Raw genomic sequence first — 16,405 nt, 5'->3', positions numbered from 1 at the left:
CGGTGCTACTTCGGCTCGTCGTCGTCGTGCTGCGGGCCGCGGTCGAACACGTCGGGGTCGAGCACGAGCTCTTTCGCCTCGTCGGCGTCGGTGACCACGTCCTCGCCGGCCGCAGCCGCCTTCTTCGCCTTCGAGCGCTCGCGGAAGTAGTGCCACAGGGTGATGAGGGCGGTGCCGCCGACCGCGGCCAGCAGGATGAGGTCGATGTACTCCTGGACGAACCACGCGATGGGCGGGATGAAGCCGATCAGGTAGCCGAACATCGTCAGCCCGAAGCCCCAGAGCACCGCGCCGATGAGGTTGTAGACCGTGTACTTGCCCTTGTGCATGTGGCCGACGCCGGCCGCGACGGGCGCGAAGGTGCGTACGATCGGCACGAACCGGGCGAGGATGATCGTCAGCCCGCCGAACCGCTCGAAGAAGGCGTTCGTGCGTTCGACGTTCTTCACGCTGAACACGCCCGATTCCTTGCGCTCGAACACGGCGGGGCCGCCCTTGTGCCCGATGAAGTACCCGACCTCGCCGCCGAGGAACGCGGCGAGGCCGATGAGCAGCGCGACCCACCACACCGAGATGCCGAACACGCCGTGCTCGGAGCCGGGCACCGGGTGCGAGAGCAGGCCCGAGATGACGAGCAGCGTGTCGCCCGGAAGCAGGAAGCCGATCAGCAGCCCGGTCTCGGCGAAGACGATGAAGCACACGACGAGCAGCGCCCACGGACCGGCCGCGCCGATGATCACCTCGGGGTCGAGCCACGGAATGAGGGCGGTGTGGATCACAGGGGCTCCTGACGTCGTCGGACACACGGCGGGCACCGGGTCACGGGCGGCGGTGTGCGAGCAGTCTACCGAGGTGCCGGCGCCGCGACCGCGTGCAGACCCTGGGAATCAGCCCTCCGGATGACGTCCGCGGCGAGCGAACGCCGCTGCGGTCAGGCCGCGAGCTCCTCGAAGATCGCGCTGTTGAAACGGAACGACGCGCGCACCTCGTCGACGAGCCGGTCGACCTGCTCGGGCTCGAGGGCGAGCGCGTTCATCGCCTCGCGGTATCGGCGCTTGTAGCGCACGGGCCCGTCCTCGCCGAGGTCGAACCGGTAGAAGGAGAGCTGCTCGGGGGTCGCGCCGTAGTGCCGGGCGACCAGCGCCGCGATCGCCTGCCCGCCCGACAGGTCGCCGAGGTACCGGGTGTAGTGGTGGGCGAGGTAGCGCACGTCGTCGTCGCCGACCTCGCGCAGGTGCGCGGCGTACGCGGCGGTCGCGGCGAGCGGGGGGTGGCTCTCCCGCCAGTCGGATGCCCCGAGCGCCGCCAGGTCGGATTCGATCGCCGCCATCCGCGCGAGCATCGGGTCGAAGACCGAGGGGTCGCCGTCGCGCGCGCCCCGCGCCTCGAGCGCTTCGTACACCCACGCGAACTGCGCCAGGTACCGCGTGTAGTCGGCGAGCGAGAGCTCGCCGCCCATGAGCGCGGTGACGAACCCACGGGTCTCGGCGGCGCGGTGGTCGTCGGCCGAGGCGGCGCGCACCAGCGCGGCGACGTCGAGCGGCTCGGTCGCGGTGTCGGGGTACGGGGTGGGCGGTGCGATCGTCATCAGGGGCCTCTCGAAAGGGGTTCGGTAAGGCTTACCTTACATTGGATCGGGCGTGCTGTGAACGGATGTCGGTCGTCGCGCGTACCGTCGGGGCCATGCGGTACGGATGCATCTTCACCGGCGACGACCCGGTCGTCGCCGTCGAACTCGCCGAACTGGCCGAGCGGAGCGGGTGGGACGCCTTCTTCGTCTGGGAGGGGATCTGGGCGACCGATCCCTGGTCGGTGCTCGCGGCGGCCGCCGTGCGCACCCGGCGCATCCGGCTCGGCACGATGCTGACTCCGGTCCCGCGGCGGCGGCCATGGGAGCTGGCCGGCCAGACCATGACCGTCGACCGGCTGAGCGGCGGGCGGGTCATCCTCTCGGCCGGGCTCGGCGTGCCGCAGTCGGCGGAGGAGCGCTTCTGGCTCTTCGACGACGACCCGGGCCGGCGCGTGCGCGCCGAACAGCTCGACGAATCCCTCGACCTGCTCGGGCGGATGTGGCGCAGCGAGTCGTTCGCGTTCGAGGGCCGGCACTACCGCGCGAAGCCCGCGACCTCGATGCTGCCGCCGGCGGCGGTACAGCAGCCCCGCATCACGACCTGGGTCGTGGGGGTGTGGCCGCGCCCGCAGTCGATGCGGCGGGCGGCGCGCGCCGACGGCTGGATCCCGAACTACGCACCGCCCGGTGCCGACGTGACGCCCGAGGCATCCGGTTACACGCCCGAGGTCGCGGCCGAGGGGATCGCATGGATCCGCGCCGAGCGCGAGCGGCTCGGCCTCGCCGACCAGCCCTTCGACATCACCCAGGAGGGCACCACGGGCGGGGCGGATGCCGCGGCCGACGCCGCGGTCGTGCGCCCCTGGGCGGATGCGGGCGTGACCTGGTGGCTCGAGGCCGACTGGTCGGTGCCGGCCGAGGGTGCCGAGGCGCACGCGCGGGCTCGCATCGCAGCCGGGCCGCCCCGGATCGAGTGACCGTGCCCCGCATCGGGTGATCGTGCCGGGGCGCCGGGGGAGCGTGCGGAAGGTGGGACTCGAACCCACACGCCCGAAGGCACAGGAACCTAAATCCTGCGTGTCTACCGGTTTCACCACTCCCGCGAGTGCCCGAACAGTCTAGGCGCGCGAGCCGGTCTCGGCGCGTGAGCCGGTCGGTCCGCACGGTCATGCGCGGTCGGGTGTCGCCGCGCCGGGGGGCGGGTTCCGCCGCAGGCGGCGGCGGCGTGGCATCCGGTCGTCGCCCGTTCGGCGGGAATTCACGTTCGCGCCACTGCCGCGTTCCCCGCGCCGGATTCGCTGGGCCGGTACCCCACCGATCCAGTGAAGGAGTTCCATGCCAACCCTCACCTCGCCCAGGGCCGGCCGCGCGGCGGCCGTGGCCGCGGCGGCGCTCGTCGCGGCATCCGCCGTGCTCGTGCCGCAGACCGCGTTCGCCTCCGTCGACGAGCCCGGCGGCGCACAGCGCCACCCGGGCGACGCGACCGACGACCTGCGCGCCTCGATCGTCGACGGCCCGGCTCGAAACGTCATCCTGCTCATCGGCGACGGCATGGGCGACAGCGAGATCACCGTCGCCCGCAACTACGCGTACGGTGCGGCCGGGCAGCTGCCCGGCATCGACGCCCTGCCGCTCACCGGGCAGTACACCACGTACTCGCTCTTCAAGGACGGCGCGAACGCCGGCAAGCCCGACTACGTGCCCGACTCGGCCGCCACCGGCACCGCCTGGTCGACCGGCGTGAAGACCTACGACAACGCGGTCGGCGTCGACATCCACGGCACGCCGCACGACACCCTCATCGAGCTCGCCAAGGCGAACGGGCTGCGCACCGGCAACGTGACGACCTCCGAGATCCAGGATGCGACGCCCGCCGTGCAGGTCGCGCACGTGGCCGCACGCAGCTGCTACGGGCCCGACTCCGCATCGTGCGGCACCGACGCGCTCGAGCAGGGCGGGCTCGGCTCGATCTCGGAGCAGCTGCTCGACACCCGGCCGGATGTCACGCTCGGCGGCGGGTCCGCGAGCTTCACGCAGACCGCGAAGGCGGGGCAGTGGCAGGGCGAGACCCTGTTCGACCAGGCGGTCGATCGCGGCTACCAAGTGGTCGGCGACGCCGACGGCCTCGACGCGGTGACCGCCGCCGACCAGAACGCGCCGCTGCTCGGCCTGTTCACGCCGGGCAACTTCCCCACGCGCTACGCCGAGACGGTGGCGACCGCGGGCGGCGCCGACGGCGAGGCCGTGACCTGCGAGCCCAACGCCGACCGGCTCGACACCCGGCTCTCGCTCGCGTCGCTCACCGAGAAGGCGATCGGCCTGCTCGACGACCCGTCGAGCGACCGCGGCTTCTTCCTCCAGGTCGAGGGCGCCTCGATCGACAAGCGCGACCACTCGGCCGACGCGTGCGGCCAGATCGGCGAGACCGTCGACCTCGACGAGGCCGTGCAGGTCGCGCTCGAGTTCGCGCGCACCGACGGCGAGACCCTCGTGATCGTCACCGCCGACCACGCGCACACGAGCCAGATCGTCGACTCGACCCCGCCCGGGCTCAGCATCCGCCTGCGCACCGTCGACGGCACCGACATGCTCGTCTCCTACGGCACCTCGCCCGCCGGCGGCTCGCAGCAGCACACCGGCGCGCAGCTTCGCGTGGCCGGCTACGGCCCGGGCGCGGCGAACCTCGTCGGGCTCACCGACCAGACCGACACGCACTACACGATCGCCGAGGCGCTCGGCCTGTCGCGCGACCGAGCGGCCCTCTCGGCCGGGGCGACCGTGACCCTGCCGAAGTCCTCGTTCGAGCCGGGCGAGGAGTTCGAGGTCACGCTCGGCGGCTTCGCCGGCGACCGGCAGGTGGGTGCCGTGCTGGCCAGCGACCCGGTCGACCTCGGCCGCACCGACGTGCTCTCGGGCACCGCGACGATCACCGCGACCGCGCCGACCGAGGAGGGCGCGCACACGCTCACCGTGACCGGCGCCCAGTCGGGCGTCGAGGTCGTGGTGCCGTTCGACGTCGCCGCCGGCGGTGAGCCCGGCGGGCCCGTGACGGGCGGCCCGGGCGCCGGAGCCGGTGCGGGCGGCGGCCCGGGCGGCGGGTCGTCGGCCGCGGGCTGGGTCGACGGACTCGCCTCGACCGGCGCGGCCGTCGCACCGTGGCTCGCCGCCGCGCTGCTGCTCGCGGGTGCGGGCACCGTGCTCGTGCTGCGCCGGCGTCGGCGCGCAGCATCCGCTCGCATCCCCGCGGGGATGGTCTCGGGGCACTGAGCGCACGCATCTCCACGCACCATCGAGGGGCCGGGTCGATGACCCGGCCCCTCCGCTGTTGTGGATAACTCCCGGCCCGCCGATCGGGCCGCCCGCAAGATGGAACGCATGACCGACCCCGTGCGCACCATCGCCGATCGGGTGCGCAGCCGGGTGCTCCGCGACGGGGTCGACCTCGCCGATGACGACCGCATCGCCGCGCGATACGCACGCGAAGAGGTCCGGCGTTACAGCGAGAAGGCGCTCGCCGGCGCGCACCGCGGGCTCGACGACGAATCCGGCGCCGAACGCGAGGTGGTCGCCGCACTCACCGGGTACGGGCCGCTCCAGCCGTTCTTCGACGACCCGAGCGTCGAAGAGATCTGGATCAACGGCCCGACCCGCGTGTTCGTCGCGCGCGACGGGGTCGCCGAGCTCACCACGGTGGTGCTCGGCGACCGTGAGGTGCGCGAGCTCGTCGAGCGGATGCTGCAGCACTCGGGCCGGCGCGTGGATCTGAGTTCGCCGTTCGTCGACGCCTCGTTGCCCGACGGGTCGCGGCTGCACGTGGTCATCCCCGACGTGACGCGCCGGCACTGGGCCGTGAACATCCGCAAGTTCCAGCGCGGGTTGCGCTCGCTCGGTCAACTCGTCGAACTCGGCTCGCTCACGCCGCAGGCCGCCGAGTTCCTGCGCATGAGCGTGCTCGCGGGGGCCAACGTGCTCGTCTCGGGCGCCACGCACACCGGCAAGACCACGATGCTGAACGCGATGCTCGCCGCGATCCGCCCCGGCGAACGGGTCGTCACCGTCGAGGAGACCTTCGAGCTCGACCTCGACGTGCGCGACGTCGTCGCGATGCAGTGCAGGCAGCCGAGCCTCGAGGGAACGGGCGAGATCACCCTGCGACGGCTCGTGAAGGAGGCGCTGCGGATGCGCCCCGACCGGCTCGTCGTCGGCGAGGTGCGCGAGGCCGAAAGCCTCGACCTGCTCATCGCGCTGAACTCGGGCGTGCCGGGCATGTGCACGATCCACGCGAACTCGGCCGCCGACGCGCTCACGAAACTGTGCACCCTGCCGCTCCTGGCGGGCCGCAACATCGACAGCGCGTTCGTCGTGCCGACCGTCGCCGGGGCGATCGATCTCGTCGTGCACCTCGCGATCGACCGGCACGGCCGACGACGCGTCGAGCAGATCTCCACGCCGACCGGCCGTGTCGTCGACGGGCTCGTCGAAACGGCGCTGCTGTTCGCACTGCGCGACGGGCGGCTCGCCGCGACCGGGGCGCGGCCCACCCGTCTCGCGAAGTACCGCCAGGCGGGGCTCGACCCCGACGCCGTCCTCGGAGCGGTCGCATGAGCCTCGTGCTCGGCGCCGCGCTCGGCCTCGGGCTGCTGCTCATGCTGTCGCCGCTGATCTGGCCCGCATCACCCGATGCACCCGCCGCGCGTCGTCCCGCGGGCAGCCGGATCCGCGACGAACTGCGGCTCGCGGGTCTCGGGGGTGTGCCCATCGCGGTGGTCGCGCTCGTCACCGCGCTGCTCGGGCTGGCGGCGGGGGCGGTCGTGTACGCCGTGTTCTCGTTGCCGATGCTGTCCGCGGTCGCCGCCGTGCTCGGCTCGCTGCTCGTGCCCGTGCTCGTGCACCGGCGGGCGAGCCGACGTCGTGCCGCGAACCGCGCGGTGTGGCCCGAGGTGGTCGACCACCTCGTCGCCTCGGTGCGGGCCGGCGTCTCGCTGCCCGACGGCGTGGCGGCGCTCGCCGACCTCGGCCCGGCGGCGACCCGGCCCGACTTCGCGGCGTTCGCGACCGACTACGCACGAACCGGCAGCTTCTCGGTCGCGCTCGACCGGCTGAAGGCCGCGCTCGCCGACCCCGTGGCAGATCGGCTCGTCGAGACCCTGCGCATGGCTCGAGAGGTCGGCGGCGGCGAACTCACCACCGTCCTTCGCAACCTCGCGAGGTACCTGCGCGAGGACGCGGCGCTCCGCGGCGAACTGCGCGCCCGGCAGTCGTGGATCCGCAACGCCGCCCGGCTCGGCGTCGCCGCGCCGTGGGTGCTGCTCGTGGTGCTCGCGACGAAACCCGAGACGATCGCCGCCTACGACAGCGCTGCGGGCAGCGTGCTGCTGCTCGTCGGCGTCACCGTCAGCTTCGTCGCCTACCGGGCGATGATCGCGCTCGGCCGACTGCCCGAAGAGCGCAGGTGGTTCCGATGACCGTCGCTGCCGCCGCCCTCGCGCTCGGCGCCGCGCTCGGCGCGGGCCTCTGGCTGATGCTGTCGGCGGTGCCCCGGCTCGGCAGGCCCCGTCTGATGGAACGCGTCGCGCCGTACGTCGCCGACCTGTCGAGCGGGGCCCGAGACCTCCTCGACCGCCGGCCCGCCGACCCCGCCCCGGTGCTCGGGCTCGTGGCCGCGCCGGTCGTCGAGGCGACGCGCTCCGCGGTCGCAGCGATCGGCGGCGGCGACGAGGTCATCGTGAAGCGTCTGCGCCAGGCCGGCTCGACCACGACCGTGGCGGGCTTCCGCGGGCAACAGCTCGCGAGCGCCGTCATCGGGTTCGTCGTCGCCGGTGCGCTCGCGGTCGCGAGCCCCGGCTTCGCGACGATGCCGACGATCGCTCGCATCGTCGTGCCCTTCGTCGTCGCGGCCCTCGCCGCGGTCGGGCGCGACTGGCTGCTGCAGCACGCCGCCGCACGCCGTCAGGCCCGCATCTCGGCCGAACTGCCGACCGTGCTCGAGTTCCTCGCCCTCAGCCTCACCGCCGGCGAGGGCATGCTCGACGCGCTCCGCCGCGTCGCACGCGCCGGCTCGGGGGAACTGCCACGCGAGTTCGCGGGGGTCATCGCCGCCGTCGGCACCGGGGTTCCGCTCGCCGATGCGCTCGCCGAGCTCCGCGACGCGCTCGACCATCCGGCGCTCACCCGCGCCGTCGACCAGATCCTCGGCGCGCTCGACCGCGGTGCACCGCTGGCCGCCGTGCTGACCGCCCAGGCGGGCGACGCCCGCGAAGAGGCCAAGCGCCGCATCATCGAACTCGCCGGTCGCAAAGAGATCGCGATGCTGGTGCCGCTGATCTTCCTCATCCTGCCGATCACCGTCGCATTCGCCCTCTTCCCCGGCTACGTCGTGCTGCAGACGGGTTTCTGATGCAGCGCCCCGCCCCTCGCCCTTCGCCGCTCGAACCTCCCACGACCCTCGAACCTCCCACGACCCTCGATGAAAGGACTCCCGATGCGATCATTGCTCGCACGTGCGCACTCCCGGCTGGTGACGCTGGGCGACGAGCGGGGGGATGTGCCCGGCTGGGTGCTCATCACGCTCATGACCGCGGGATTGGTGATCGTGGTCTGGTCGCTCGCCGGCCAGGCGCTCGGCGACGTGTTCGACCAGGCGATCAAGCGCGTGACCGGCTTCGGCGGCTGACCCGGCTGACCCGGCTGACCCGGCTGACCTGGCTGACCTGGCTCACCCGGCCGACCCGGCCGACCCGGCCGACCCGGCTCACTCGGATCCGGCCGGGCGCACGGCGGCTCCTCGCGGAGGAGCGCGGGTCGGCGGTCGCCGAGTTCGTGCTCGTGAGCATCCTGCTCACCACGCTCGCGCTCGCCGTCGTGCAGCTCGCGCTCGCCCTGCACGTGCGGAACACCCTGCTCGACGCGGCCGCCGAGGGCGCCAGGTACGCGGCGATCGCCGGCACCACCGACGGCGAGGGGGCGGAACGCACCCGCGACCTGATCGCGGCCGCGCTCGGCGACGCGTACGGGCGCGACATCAGCGTCGAGCGAACCGACGACGGCGCAGGCCCGACCGTGGCGGTCACGGTGCGCGCGACCCTGCCCGTCGTCGGGCTGCTCGGCCTCGATCGCGGGCTGGAGGTGACCGGCCATGCCGCCGTCGAGCTCTTGGAGTGAGCGTGGCGCCCGCGCGATCTGCGCCCGCCTACGGCCGGCGTGCGCCCGCCTACGGCCGGCGTGCGCGCAGATGCGGGCGTGCGTCCGCGGCGACGACGGGTCGGCGACGCTGGAGTTCCTCACCGTCGGACTCCTCATGCTCGTGCCGCTCGTGTACCTCGTGCTCGCGATGTCGGCCATCCAGGCCGGGAGCCTCGGCGTCGAAGGCGCCGCGCGGCACGCCGCGCGCGTCGCCGTGCTCACCGGCGGAGATCCGCGCGCGACGGTCGAACGCGCGGTCCGCGTCGCCCTCGAGGACTACGGCATCGCGGCGGCCGACGCATCCGTCGGGCTCGACTGCGATCCGCGCTGCGACGAACCCGGCGCTCGCGTGCGGGTGGACGTCGTCGCCCGGGTCGCGCTGCCCCTCGTGCCCGACCTGCCCGGACTCGAACAGGTCGGCAGCGTCACGGTCCAGGGGAGCGCGACCCAGACCGTGTCGCGATTCGCGGGGGCGGGCTCGTGAGGGCGCTCCGCCGGTGGCTCGCCACCGAGGGTCGGCGCGACGGCGGCTCGACACTGCCGCTCGTACTCGTCTACGGCCTCGTCGGGCTGGTGCTCGTGCTCGTCGTCGTGGCGGCCACCTCGCTCTACCTCGACCGCAAACGGCTCTTCACCCTCGCCGACGGCGCCGCGCTCGCTGCAGCCGAGTCGTGGAGCATCGACTCGGTGCGCATCGACGACGGGGCGTTCGGGTTCGACCTCGACCCCGCGCGGGTGCACGCGGCCGCCGCCGACTACCTCGAGATCGCGCCCACCGACCTGCACGACCTCGAACTCGTGCGTGCGACGAGCGTCGACGGGGTCACCGTGTCGGTCACGCTGCGGGCGCGATGGGTGGCGCCCGTGAGCACCGACCTCATCCCGGTCGAGCTGCCGATCGAGGTGACCGCGACGGCGCGCTCGGTGTTCCACTGAACGCGCGCCGGGTGGTCCTCACCGGCGCCCGCCGCGCGGCACGTACCGGGGCACCCACCGGGCGAGCATCGCGGCACCCACGAGGCCGAGTACGCCGATGCCGGCGCTCGCAGCCGCGATCGACAGTGCGGAGGTGACCGCGGCGATCGCGAGCGGCGCCGCCGCCGCACCCGCGTCAGCGATCGTGCGGAACGCGCCGAGGAACGGCGCGGGGTGACGCTTCGGCGCGAGATCGGCGCCGAGGGTCATCAGGATGCCGCTGGTCAACCCGTTCGACACCCCGAGCAGCAGCCCCGCGACCGTGAACCACATCGCCGCGCCCGGAGCGTCGTGCGTGAGCGCGAGCAGGACATGCCCGGCCGCCAGGCCGATCAGGCCGGGCAGCGCACCCCACAGCCGCCCGAACCGATCCATCACCTGCCCGCTCGTGTAGAACAGCGCGAAATCGATGGTGGCCGACAGGCCGATCACGACCGCCGCCTGCTCGGGCGGCATCCCGATCGACACCGCCCACAGCGGCAGGATCACGACCCGGCTCGCCCGCACCGCCGCGATGATGCCCGCCCCCGTGCCGATGCGCGCGAGCACCGCGCGATGCCGGACGATGGTGCGGAACACGCCGGGTGGGGCATCCGGGGCCCGCGCTGCATCCGGGGCATCCGAGGCGCGCGCGCCGGTCGCGCCGGTCGCGACCTGCGCGACCGAACCGGTCGCGGTGAGCCCGGATGCCTCGCGCGCGAGCCGAGCCGCACCGAACACCCGCTCGGGGTCGGGCAGCACCAGGAGTACGACCGCGACGAGCGCGCACGCGCCGACCAGCACCCAGAACACGCCGTCGGCGTGACCGGTCCAGGCCAGCAGCGCGGCGGCGACGAACGGGCCGACCGCCCACCCGCCGCGGAACACGCCCGCGAGCGTCGACAGCGCCCGCGCTCGCACCCGCGCCGGGACGTAGCTGGTGAGGAACGCGTGCCGCGCGAGCCCGAACACCGCGCTCGCGAACCCGATCAGGAAGACGCCGACCCCGAGCGCCCAGACGGCGGGGACGAGCGCGGCGAGCAGAGTCGCGCCGAGCGTCAACGCGGTCGCGGCGAGCATCGCCGTGCGCTCGCCGACCTTCGCGACGAGCCAGCCGGCGGGCAGGTCGCCGCAGAGCTCGCCGACCATGACCATCGCGGCGACGAGTCCGGCGAGCGCCAGCGAGGCGCCGCGGTCGGTGGCCATCACCGGGATGACCGGGATGATGGCGCCCTCGCCGATCGAGTAGACGAACGTCGGCAGGTAGGCCGGGAGGATGATCGATCGCCAGCTGAATGGGGGAACCGCGGACGACATCGCCTTCGACGCTACACCCGCACGAGACATCCGACCGGCGCCGCTCGCGTAGGCTGGGGACGCCATGCTGGATTCTGACTTCACGCAGGAGATCGCCGCCCTGCGGTCCACCTTCAACGACATCCGCGCCGTCGTCGACGTCGACGCCCTCGAGGCCGACATCGCGCGGCTGAACGACGAGGCCGGCGCGCCCGACCTGTGGGACGACCCCGCGAACGCGCAGAAGGTGACGAGCGCCCTCAGCCACCGGCAGTCCGAGCTGAAGCGCATCACCGCCATCGAGCAGCGCATCGACGACCTCGAGGTGCTGGTCGAGCTGGCGAACGAGGCCGACGACGCCGAGAGCGAGTCCGAGGCGCGTGCCGAGCTCGTCGCACTGCAGAAGGCGGTCGGCGACCTCGAGGTGCAGACCCTGCTCGACGGCGAGTACGACGACCGTGGGGCCGTCGTCACGATCCGCTCGGGCGCCGGCGGCGACGACGCGACCGACTTCGCCGAGATGCTCATGCGCATGTACCTGCGCTGGGCCGAGCGGCACGGGTACCCCGTGAAGGTGCTCGACACGTCGTACGCCGAGGGCGCCGGGATCAAATCGGCGACCTTCGAGATCGACGCGCCCTACATCTACGGCACGCTCAGCGTCGAAGCCGGCACCCACCGGCTCGCGCGCATCAGCCCGTTCGGCGGCGCCGACAAACGGCAGACGAGCTTCGCCGCGGTCGAGGTCATCCCCATCATGGAGGAGGCGAAGGAGGTCGAGGTTCCCGAATCCGACATCCGCGTCGACGTGTTCCGCTCGTCGGGCCCCGGCGGCCAGTCGGTCAACACCACCGACTCCGCCGTGCGCATCACCCACCTGCCGACCGGCATCGTCGTGTCGATGCAGAACGAGAAGTCGCAGATCCAGAACCGCGCCGCCGCCATGCGCGTGCTCCAGACCCGCCTGCTGCTGCAGAAGCGCGAAGAGGAGGCGGCGCAGAAGAAGGAGCTGGCCGGCACCATCACCGCGAGCTGGGGCGACCAGATGCGCTCGTACTTCCTGTACGGCCAGCAGCTCGTGAAGGACCTGCGCACCGGGTACGAGGTGGGCAACCCCGCGGTCGTGTTCGACGGCGACCTCGACGGGCTCATCGCGGCGGGCATCCGCTGGCGCAAGCGCAAGGAAGACTGACCCCAGCGCGGCGCGGCGTTCCGATCGAGGTGCGGTCGCTGCGCCGGCTATGCGCGGTTGCGAGGCGCGGAACGACGGACGGATGCCGCGCCCAGTGCCGCCCCGAGGGCGAGCAGCGCCCCGACGAGCAGAACCGTCGCCGAGGGGTCGACACCGGTGGCAGCGAGCCCGCGCACCTCCGCCGTCGCGGTCGCAATCGCCGAGGGTCCGCCGTTGCGCAGCACCTGCTTGCCGGTGTGCACGACCTCGGTCGAGGTGCCCGCCGAGTTCGTCACGGTCACGCGCACGGTGTGCGCGCCGGGGTGTTCGTACCGATGGTGCACGACCGGCTCGGTCGTCGAGACGGTTGTGCCGTCGCCGAAATCCCAATCCCATCGCACGATCGAGCCCGTCGGCGAGAACGAACCGCTCGCGTCGAGCACCGTGTCCGAGCCGAGGCCGGTCACCGACGGTGCGACCAGCACCGCGACCGGCGCCTGATCGGGCGCGATCGCGAGGCCGTTCGTCTGGTGCGGTACCTCGTCGCCCTGCTCGAACGTCGCCCGGTCGATCACGCTCAGGCTGAGCTGGCCGAGCACCTGGCCGACCAACCGGGCTCCGTCGGGGGTAAACGTGAGAAACGGCGTCGGCACGTCCTGCAGCACGCGACGGGTCTCGACTCCCGTGACCGCATCGACATCGCTCGTGAACCCGTCGACGGAATCGTCCTCGTACTGGATAACGCTGGTCACGACGACCGGACCGCCGTTCGGCGAGGCGTAGACTCGCAGACCGGCTTCCACCGCCGATCGCGATCGCTCGAACCCGGTGCGCGGATCGATACCGATCACCTCCTCGGTCAACGCCGACACGACGAACACCGTCGAGCCATCGGGTGTCACCGTGGCCATCGTCGCCGCCGGGATGACGAGCGAGAACTGCAGGGCGGCGGTGGCGGGGTCGAAGATGTCGAGTCCGCCGTCACTGCGGGTGACGTACACCTGGCTGCCGTCGGGCGCGATCGCGACCGACTCGGCGATCGTGTCGACGGGGTCGAGGGCGATGTCGCGGACCACGGTCGCCGTCGCTGGATTCACCACGACGACGCCGCGGCCGAGGACGGTGGCCACCACAAGCGAGCCGTCGGCGGAGACCGCGAGATCGAGGGTCGCGGCCCCGAGCGGAATGGACCCCGTCACCGTGAGCGCCTGCGTGTCGACGACGAGGATACCGCCGTCGTCCTGGAGATCCGCGATGTACGCTGTGCGACCGTCGGGCGCGAATGCGACGGCAGCGGGGAGCGCGCCATCCGGAAGTCCCGCGACGCCCGGTCCGAAGCCCGCGGTCTCGAGCGTCAGCGTGTCGAACGGGTCGATCGAGGGTACACCGTTGTCGCTGGCGAGCCCGAGCCACGAGCCGGCCGGCCTGCCGGATTCCTGGCTGGCCGCCGGGGCTGCGCCGCCCGCGAGCGCGAGTACCGCGAGCGTGCCGAGCACGCCGATCCCACTGATGGCAGCGCGACGCCACCCTCCTCCACGTTCCCCCATGTGGGGAGTGTAGCGGCGCGGTCGCCGTTCTGCCAAGGATCGAGTATGCCGGGCGACACACGGCATCCGCTGCGGCGAAACCGGTCACGCCTGCTTAGGCTCGATCCCGATGATCCGCTTCGACTCCGTCACCAAGACCTATCCCGGGCAGTCCAAGCCGGCACTCGACGAGGTCGGCGTCGAGATCCTGCGCGGCGAGTTCGTGTTCCTCGTCGGTGCGTCGGGGTCGGGCAAGTCGAGCTTCCTGCGGCTGATCCTCAAGGAGGAGAAGCCGACGCGCGGCACGATCCACGTGCTCGGGCAGGACCTCGGTTCGATCTCCACGCGCAAGGTGCCGTACTTCCGGCGCAGCCTCGGCGTGGTCTTCCAGGACTTCCGACTGCTGCCCAACAAGAACGTGTACGAGAACGTCGCGTTCACGCTGCGGGTGATCGGCAAGTCGCGCGGGTTCATCCACCAGGCGGTGCCCGAGACGCTGAAGCTGGTCGGCCTCGACGGCAAGGGCAAACGGATGCCCCACGAACTGTCCGGCGGTGAGCAGCAGCGCGTCGCGATCGCCCGTGCCATCGTGAACAAGCCGCAGATCCTGCTCGCCGACGAACCGACGGGCAACCTCGACCCGGTCACGAGCGCCGGCATCATGACGCTGCTCGAACGCATCAACGCGAGCGGCACCACCGTCGTGATGGCCACGCACGAGGCCGGCATCGTCGACCAGATGCGGCGCCGCGTGATCGAGCTGTCGTCGGGCGAGGTCGTGCGCGACGAACGCACCGCAGGCTACGACGGCGAGACGGTGCGCGAGTTCGAGCCGTCGGATCTCGCGACGGTCACCGCGGCCGCGCCGAAGGTCACGCCCGAGGCCATGCGCGACGCCGAGCCCCTCTACGTCGAGCCCGAGGCGACCGACGAGGTCACCGACGAGGCCGCCGAGATCACGGCGGCCGCGACGGGCGTCATCGCGGTCGATCGTGCGGCGCTCGCGGGCGCGGGCAGCACCGCGGATCGAACGGCGTCCACGGATGCGACGGAGCGCGCCGAGGGCGAGACATCCGAGGCATCCGGGGCATCCGAACCGGCCGGGGCCACCGACGGCGCGACCGCAGCCGACGCACCGCCGCCGCGCACGCTCGCAGAGCGCCTCGGGCTGCGCGCACCCGCCGGACCGAGAGCCGACGACGACGACCAGGAAGTGGGGCCGGTCTCATGAGGGCGGGACTGGTGATCGGCGAGGCGGCCAACGGCCTGCGCCGCAACGCGTCGATGGTGGTGTCGGTCGTGCTCGTCACGTTCGTGTCGCTCACCTTCGTCGGCACCGCGGCGCTGCTGCAGCTGCAGATCGGGCAGATGAAGAGCTACTGGTACGACCGCGCCCAGGTCGCGGTGTACCTGTGCACGTCGCTCAGCGAGGCGGCGGGCTGCGTCGACGGCGAGGCGACCGAGGAGCAGAGGGCCGCCGTCGAAGCCCAGCTCGAATCCGACACGCTCGCGCCGTACGTCGACGAGTACTACTTCGAAGACCACGAGCAGGCGTACCAGAACTTCCAGGAGCAGTTCGAGGGCACGCCCGCGGCCGAGTACGTCACGCCCGAGGTGCTGAACGAGACCTACTGGGTGAACCTCACCGACCCGAGCGAGGCCGACGTGCTCGTCGAATCGCTGGCGGGCATGCCGGGCGTCGAGTCGGTGAGCGACCAGCGGCGCCTGCTCGACCAGATCTTCAACGTGCTGAACGCGGCGAGCTACACCGCGATCGCGGTCGCGGCGATCATGCTCGTCGCGTCGGCGCTGCTCATCGCCACGACCATCCGGTTGTCGGCGTTCTCGCGCCGTCGCGAGCTCGGCATCATGCGGCTCGTCGGGGCATCCAACCGGTTCATCCAGACGCCGTTCGTGCTCGAGGGCGTGTTCGCCGGGCTGATCGGGTCGGTGCTCGCCGGGGCCGCGGTGCTCGCGATCGTGCAGTTCTTCGTGCAGGGGTTCCTCGCCGACTCGCTGTCGTTCACGTTCGTCGACCTCACCGACGCGTGGATCGTGGTGCCGCTGCTCATCGTCGTCGGCGTGCTGCTCGCGGCGATCTCCGCGGGCATCGCGATCCGCCGGTACCTCCGGGTGTAGGTAGACTGGGCGGCTGCCCCGGCGTCGGCCGAGGCATCCGTCACCATCGAAGGAGTCAGCCGTGCCCAAGGAACGCGGTCAGAAGGTCGTCGCGACCAACCGCCGGGCGCGCCACGACTACCTCATCGAGGACACCTACGAAGCAGGCATCGTGCTCACCGGCACCGAAGTGAAGTCGCTGCGCGAGGGGCGGGCGTCGCTCGTCGACGGATACGCCTTCATCGACGGCGGCGAGATGTGGCTCGACGCCGTGCACATCCCCGAGTACACCGAGGGCACCTGGAACAACCACGCGCCGCGACGCAAGCGCAAGCTGCTGCTGCACAAGCAGGAGATCATCAAGATCTCGCACCGCACCGCGCAGGGCGGCTACACGCTCGTCCCGCTGCAGATCTACTTCAGCGACGGGCGTGCGAAGGTCGAGCTCGCGGTCGCGAAGGGCAAGAAGGAGTACGACAAGCGGCAGGCGCTGCGCGAGAAGCAGGACAAGCGCGAGGCCGACCGGGCCATCGCGACCCGGCAGCGGATCGGGGAGTAGCCCGATCGCGCGGCTCGCGGAACGGGTGG

General features: G+C 72.4%; 17 protein-coding genes and 1 tRNA gene. 13 read left to right on the top strand and 5 right to left on the bottom strand.

Annotation, left to right across the window (positions count from 1 at the left end; translation table 11 throughout):
- Positions 1–5: 5 nt before the first annotated feature.
- Together MTO99_RS07250 and MTO99_RS07245 are read right to left on the bottom strand one after the other, a co-directional pair.
- A complete protein-coding gene (locus MTO99_RS07250; protein WP_435520807.1) occupies positions 6–779 on the bottom strand; it encodes a DedA family protein in 774 nt (257 codons plus the stop codon).
- A gap of 152 nt (positions 780–931) precedes the next feature.
- On the bottom strand, positions 932–1,588 hold the full coding sequence (locus MTO99_RS07245) for a biliverdin-producing heme oxygenase (protein ID WP_243558143.1): 657 nt from the start codon (positions 1,586–1,588) through the stop codon (positions 932–934).
- Between the two features lie 95 nt (positions 1,589–1,683).
- Here MTO99_RS07245 and MTO99_RS07240 point away from each other — a divergent pair, with 95 nt between their 5' ends.
- A complete protein-coding gene (locus MTO99_RS07240) occupies positions 1,684–2,547 on the top strand; it encodes an LLM class flavin-dependent oxidoreductase (RefSeq protein ID WP_243558142.1) in 864 nt (287 codons plus the stop codon).
- Positions 2,548–2,591: 44 nt separating this feature from the next.
- Here the strand turns inward: MTO99_RS07240 and MTO99_RS07235 are convergent.
- Positions 2,592–2,673: transfer RNA gene (locus tag MTO99_RS07235), tRNA-Leu, on the bottom strand.
- Positions 2,674–2,905: 232 nt separating this feature from the next.
- Between MTO99_RS07235 and phoA the strand changes: the two genes are divergently transcribed.
- The 8 genes from phoA to MTO99_RS07195 all read left to right on the top strand — a co-directional run bounded on the left by phoA (position 2,906) and on the right by MTO99_RS07195 (position 9,688).
- Positions 2,906–4,837, top strand: coding sequence for an alkaline phosphatase (phoA, locus tag MTO99_RS07230; RefSeq protein ID WP_243558141.1), 1,932 nt, complete (start codon positions 2,906–2,908; stop codon positions 4,835–4,837).
- Between the two features lie 108 nt (positions 4,838–4,945).
- On the top strand, positions 4,946–6,175 hold the full coding sequence (locus tag MTO99_RS07225; RefSeq protein ID WP_243558140.1) for a TadA family conjugal transfer-associated ATPase: 1,230 nt from the start codon (positions 4,946–4,948) through the stop codon (positions 6,173–6,175).
- A complete protein-coding gene (locus MTO99_RS07220; RefSeq protein WP_243558139.1) occupies positions 6,172–7,035 on the top strand; it encodes a type II secretion system F family protein in 864 nt (287 codons plus the stop codon). The genes MTO99_RS07225 and MTO99_RS07220 overlap by 4 nt, the downstream gene beginning before the upstream one ends.
- Positions 7,032–7,967: a type II secretion system F family protein gene (locus MTO99_RS07215; protein ID WP_243558138.1), complete on the top strand. Its 936-nt coding sequence runs from the start codon at positions 7,032–7,034 to the stop codon at positions 7,965–7,967. The genes MTO99_RS07220 and MTO99_RS07215 overlap by 4 nt, the downstream gene beginning before the upstream one ends.
- An 84-nt stretch (positions 7,968–8,051) precedes the next feature.
- A complete protein-coding gene (locus tag MTO99_RS07210) occupies positions 8,052–8,243 on the top strand; it encodes a hypothetical protein (RefSeq protein WP_243558137.1) in 192 nt (63 codons plus the stop codon).
- Between the two features lie 32 nt (positions 8,244–8,275).
- On the top strand, positions 8,276–8,731 hold the full coding sequence (locus MTO99_RS07205; RefSeq protein ID WP_354002528.1) for a TadE/TadG family type IV pilus assembly protein: 456 nt from the start codon (positions 8,276–8,278) through the stop codon (positions 8,729–8,731).
- 70 nt (positions 8,732–8,801) lie between these two features.
- Positions 8,802–9,236 (top strand): hypothetical protein, encoded by a 435-nt coding sequence (locus MTO99_RS07200; RefSeq protein WP_243558135.1) that lies wholly within the window; start codon positions 8,802–8,804, stop codon positions 9,234–9,236.
- A complete protein-coding gene (locus MTO99_RS07195; protein ID WP_243558134.1) occupies positions 9,233–9,688 on the top strand; it encodes a pilus assembly protein TadG-related protein in 456 nt (151 codons plus the stop codon). Before MTO99_RS07200 ends, MTO99_RS07195 begins: the two co-directional genes overlap by 4 nt.
- 18 nt (positions 9,689–9,706) lie before the next feature.
- Here MTO99_RS07195 and MTO99_RS07190 read toward each other — a convergent pair whose 3' ends face one another.
- Positions 9,707–11,023: an MFS transporter gene (locus MTO99_RS07190; protein ID WP_243558133.1), complete on the bottom strand. Its 1,317-nt coding sequence runs from the start codon at positions 11,021–11,023 to the stop codon at positions 9,707–9,709.
- A gap of 64 nt (positions 11,024–11,087) precedes the next feature.
- Here MTO99_RS07190 and prfB point away from each other — a divergent pair, with 64 nt between their 5' ends.
- Positions 11,088–12,194, top strand: coding sequence for a peptide chain release factor 2 (gene prfB, locus MTO99_RS07185; RefSeq protein WP_243558132.1), 1,107 nt, complete (start codon positions 11,088–11,090; stop codon positions 12,192–12,194).
- 47 nt (positions 12,195–12,241) lie between these two features.
- On the opposite strand, the gene MTO99_RS07180 is transcribed toward prfB, so the two are convergent.
- Positions 12,242–13,720, bottom strand: coding sequence for a PKD domain-containing protein (locus MTO99_RS07180; RefSeq protein ID WP_243558131.1), 1,479 nt, complete (start codon positions 13,718–13,720; stop codon positions 12,242–12,244).
- Positions 13,721–13,829: 109 nt separating this feature from the next.
- Between MTO99_RS07180 and ftsE the strand changes: the two genes are divergently transcribed.
- The 3 genes from ftsE to smpB all read left to right on the top strand — a co-directional run bounded on the left by ftsE (position 13,830) and on the right by smpB (position 16,376).
- On the top strand, positions 13,830–14,930 hold the full coding sequence (ftsE, locus tag MTO99_RS07175; RefSeq protein WP_243558130.1) for a cell division ATP-binding protein FtsE: 1,101 nt from the start codon (positions 13,830–13,832) through the stop codon (positions 14,928–14,930).
- Complete coding sequence (ftsX, locus tag MTO99_RS07170; RefSeq protein ID WP_243558129.1) at positions 14,927–15,838, top strand: permease-like cell division protein FtsX; 912 nt, start codon at positions 14,927–14,929, stop codon at positions 15,836–15,838. The genes ftsE and ftsX overlap by 4 nt, the downstream gene beginning before the upstream one ends.
- Positions 15,839–15,899: 61 nt before the next feature.
- Positions 15,900–16,376: an SsrA-binding protein SmpB gene (gene smpB, locus MTO99_RS07165; RefSeq protein ID WP_243558128.1), complete on the top strand. Its 477-nt coding sequence runs from the start codon at positions 15,900–15,902 to the stop codon at positions 16,374–16,376.
- Positions 16,377–16,405: the final 29 nt, after the last annotated feature.

This window comes from Agromyces larvae (assembly GCF_022811705.1).
Lineage (GTDB): Bacteria > Actinomycetota > Actinomycetes > Actinomycetales > Microbacteriaceae > Agromyces > Agromyces larvae.
The sequence above is the reverse complement of the archived record's forward strand: the minus strand, read 5'-3'. Positions and strand labels throughout refer to the sequence as shown.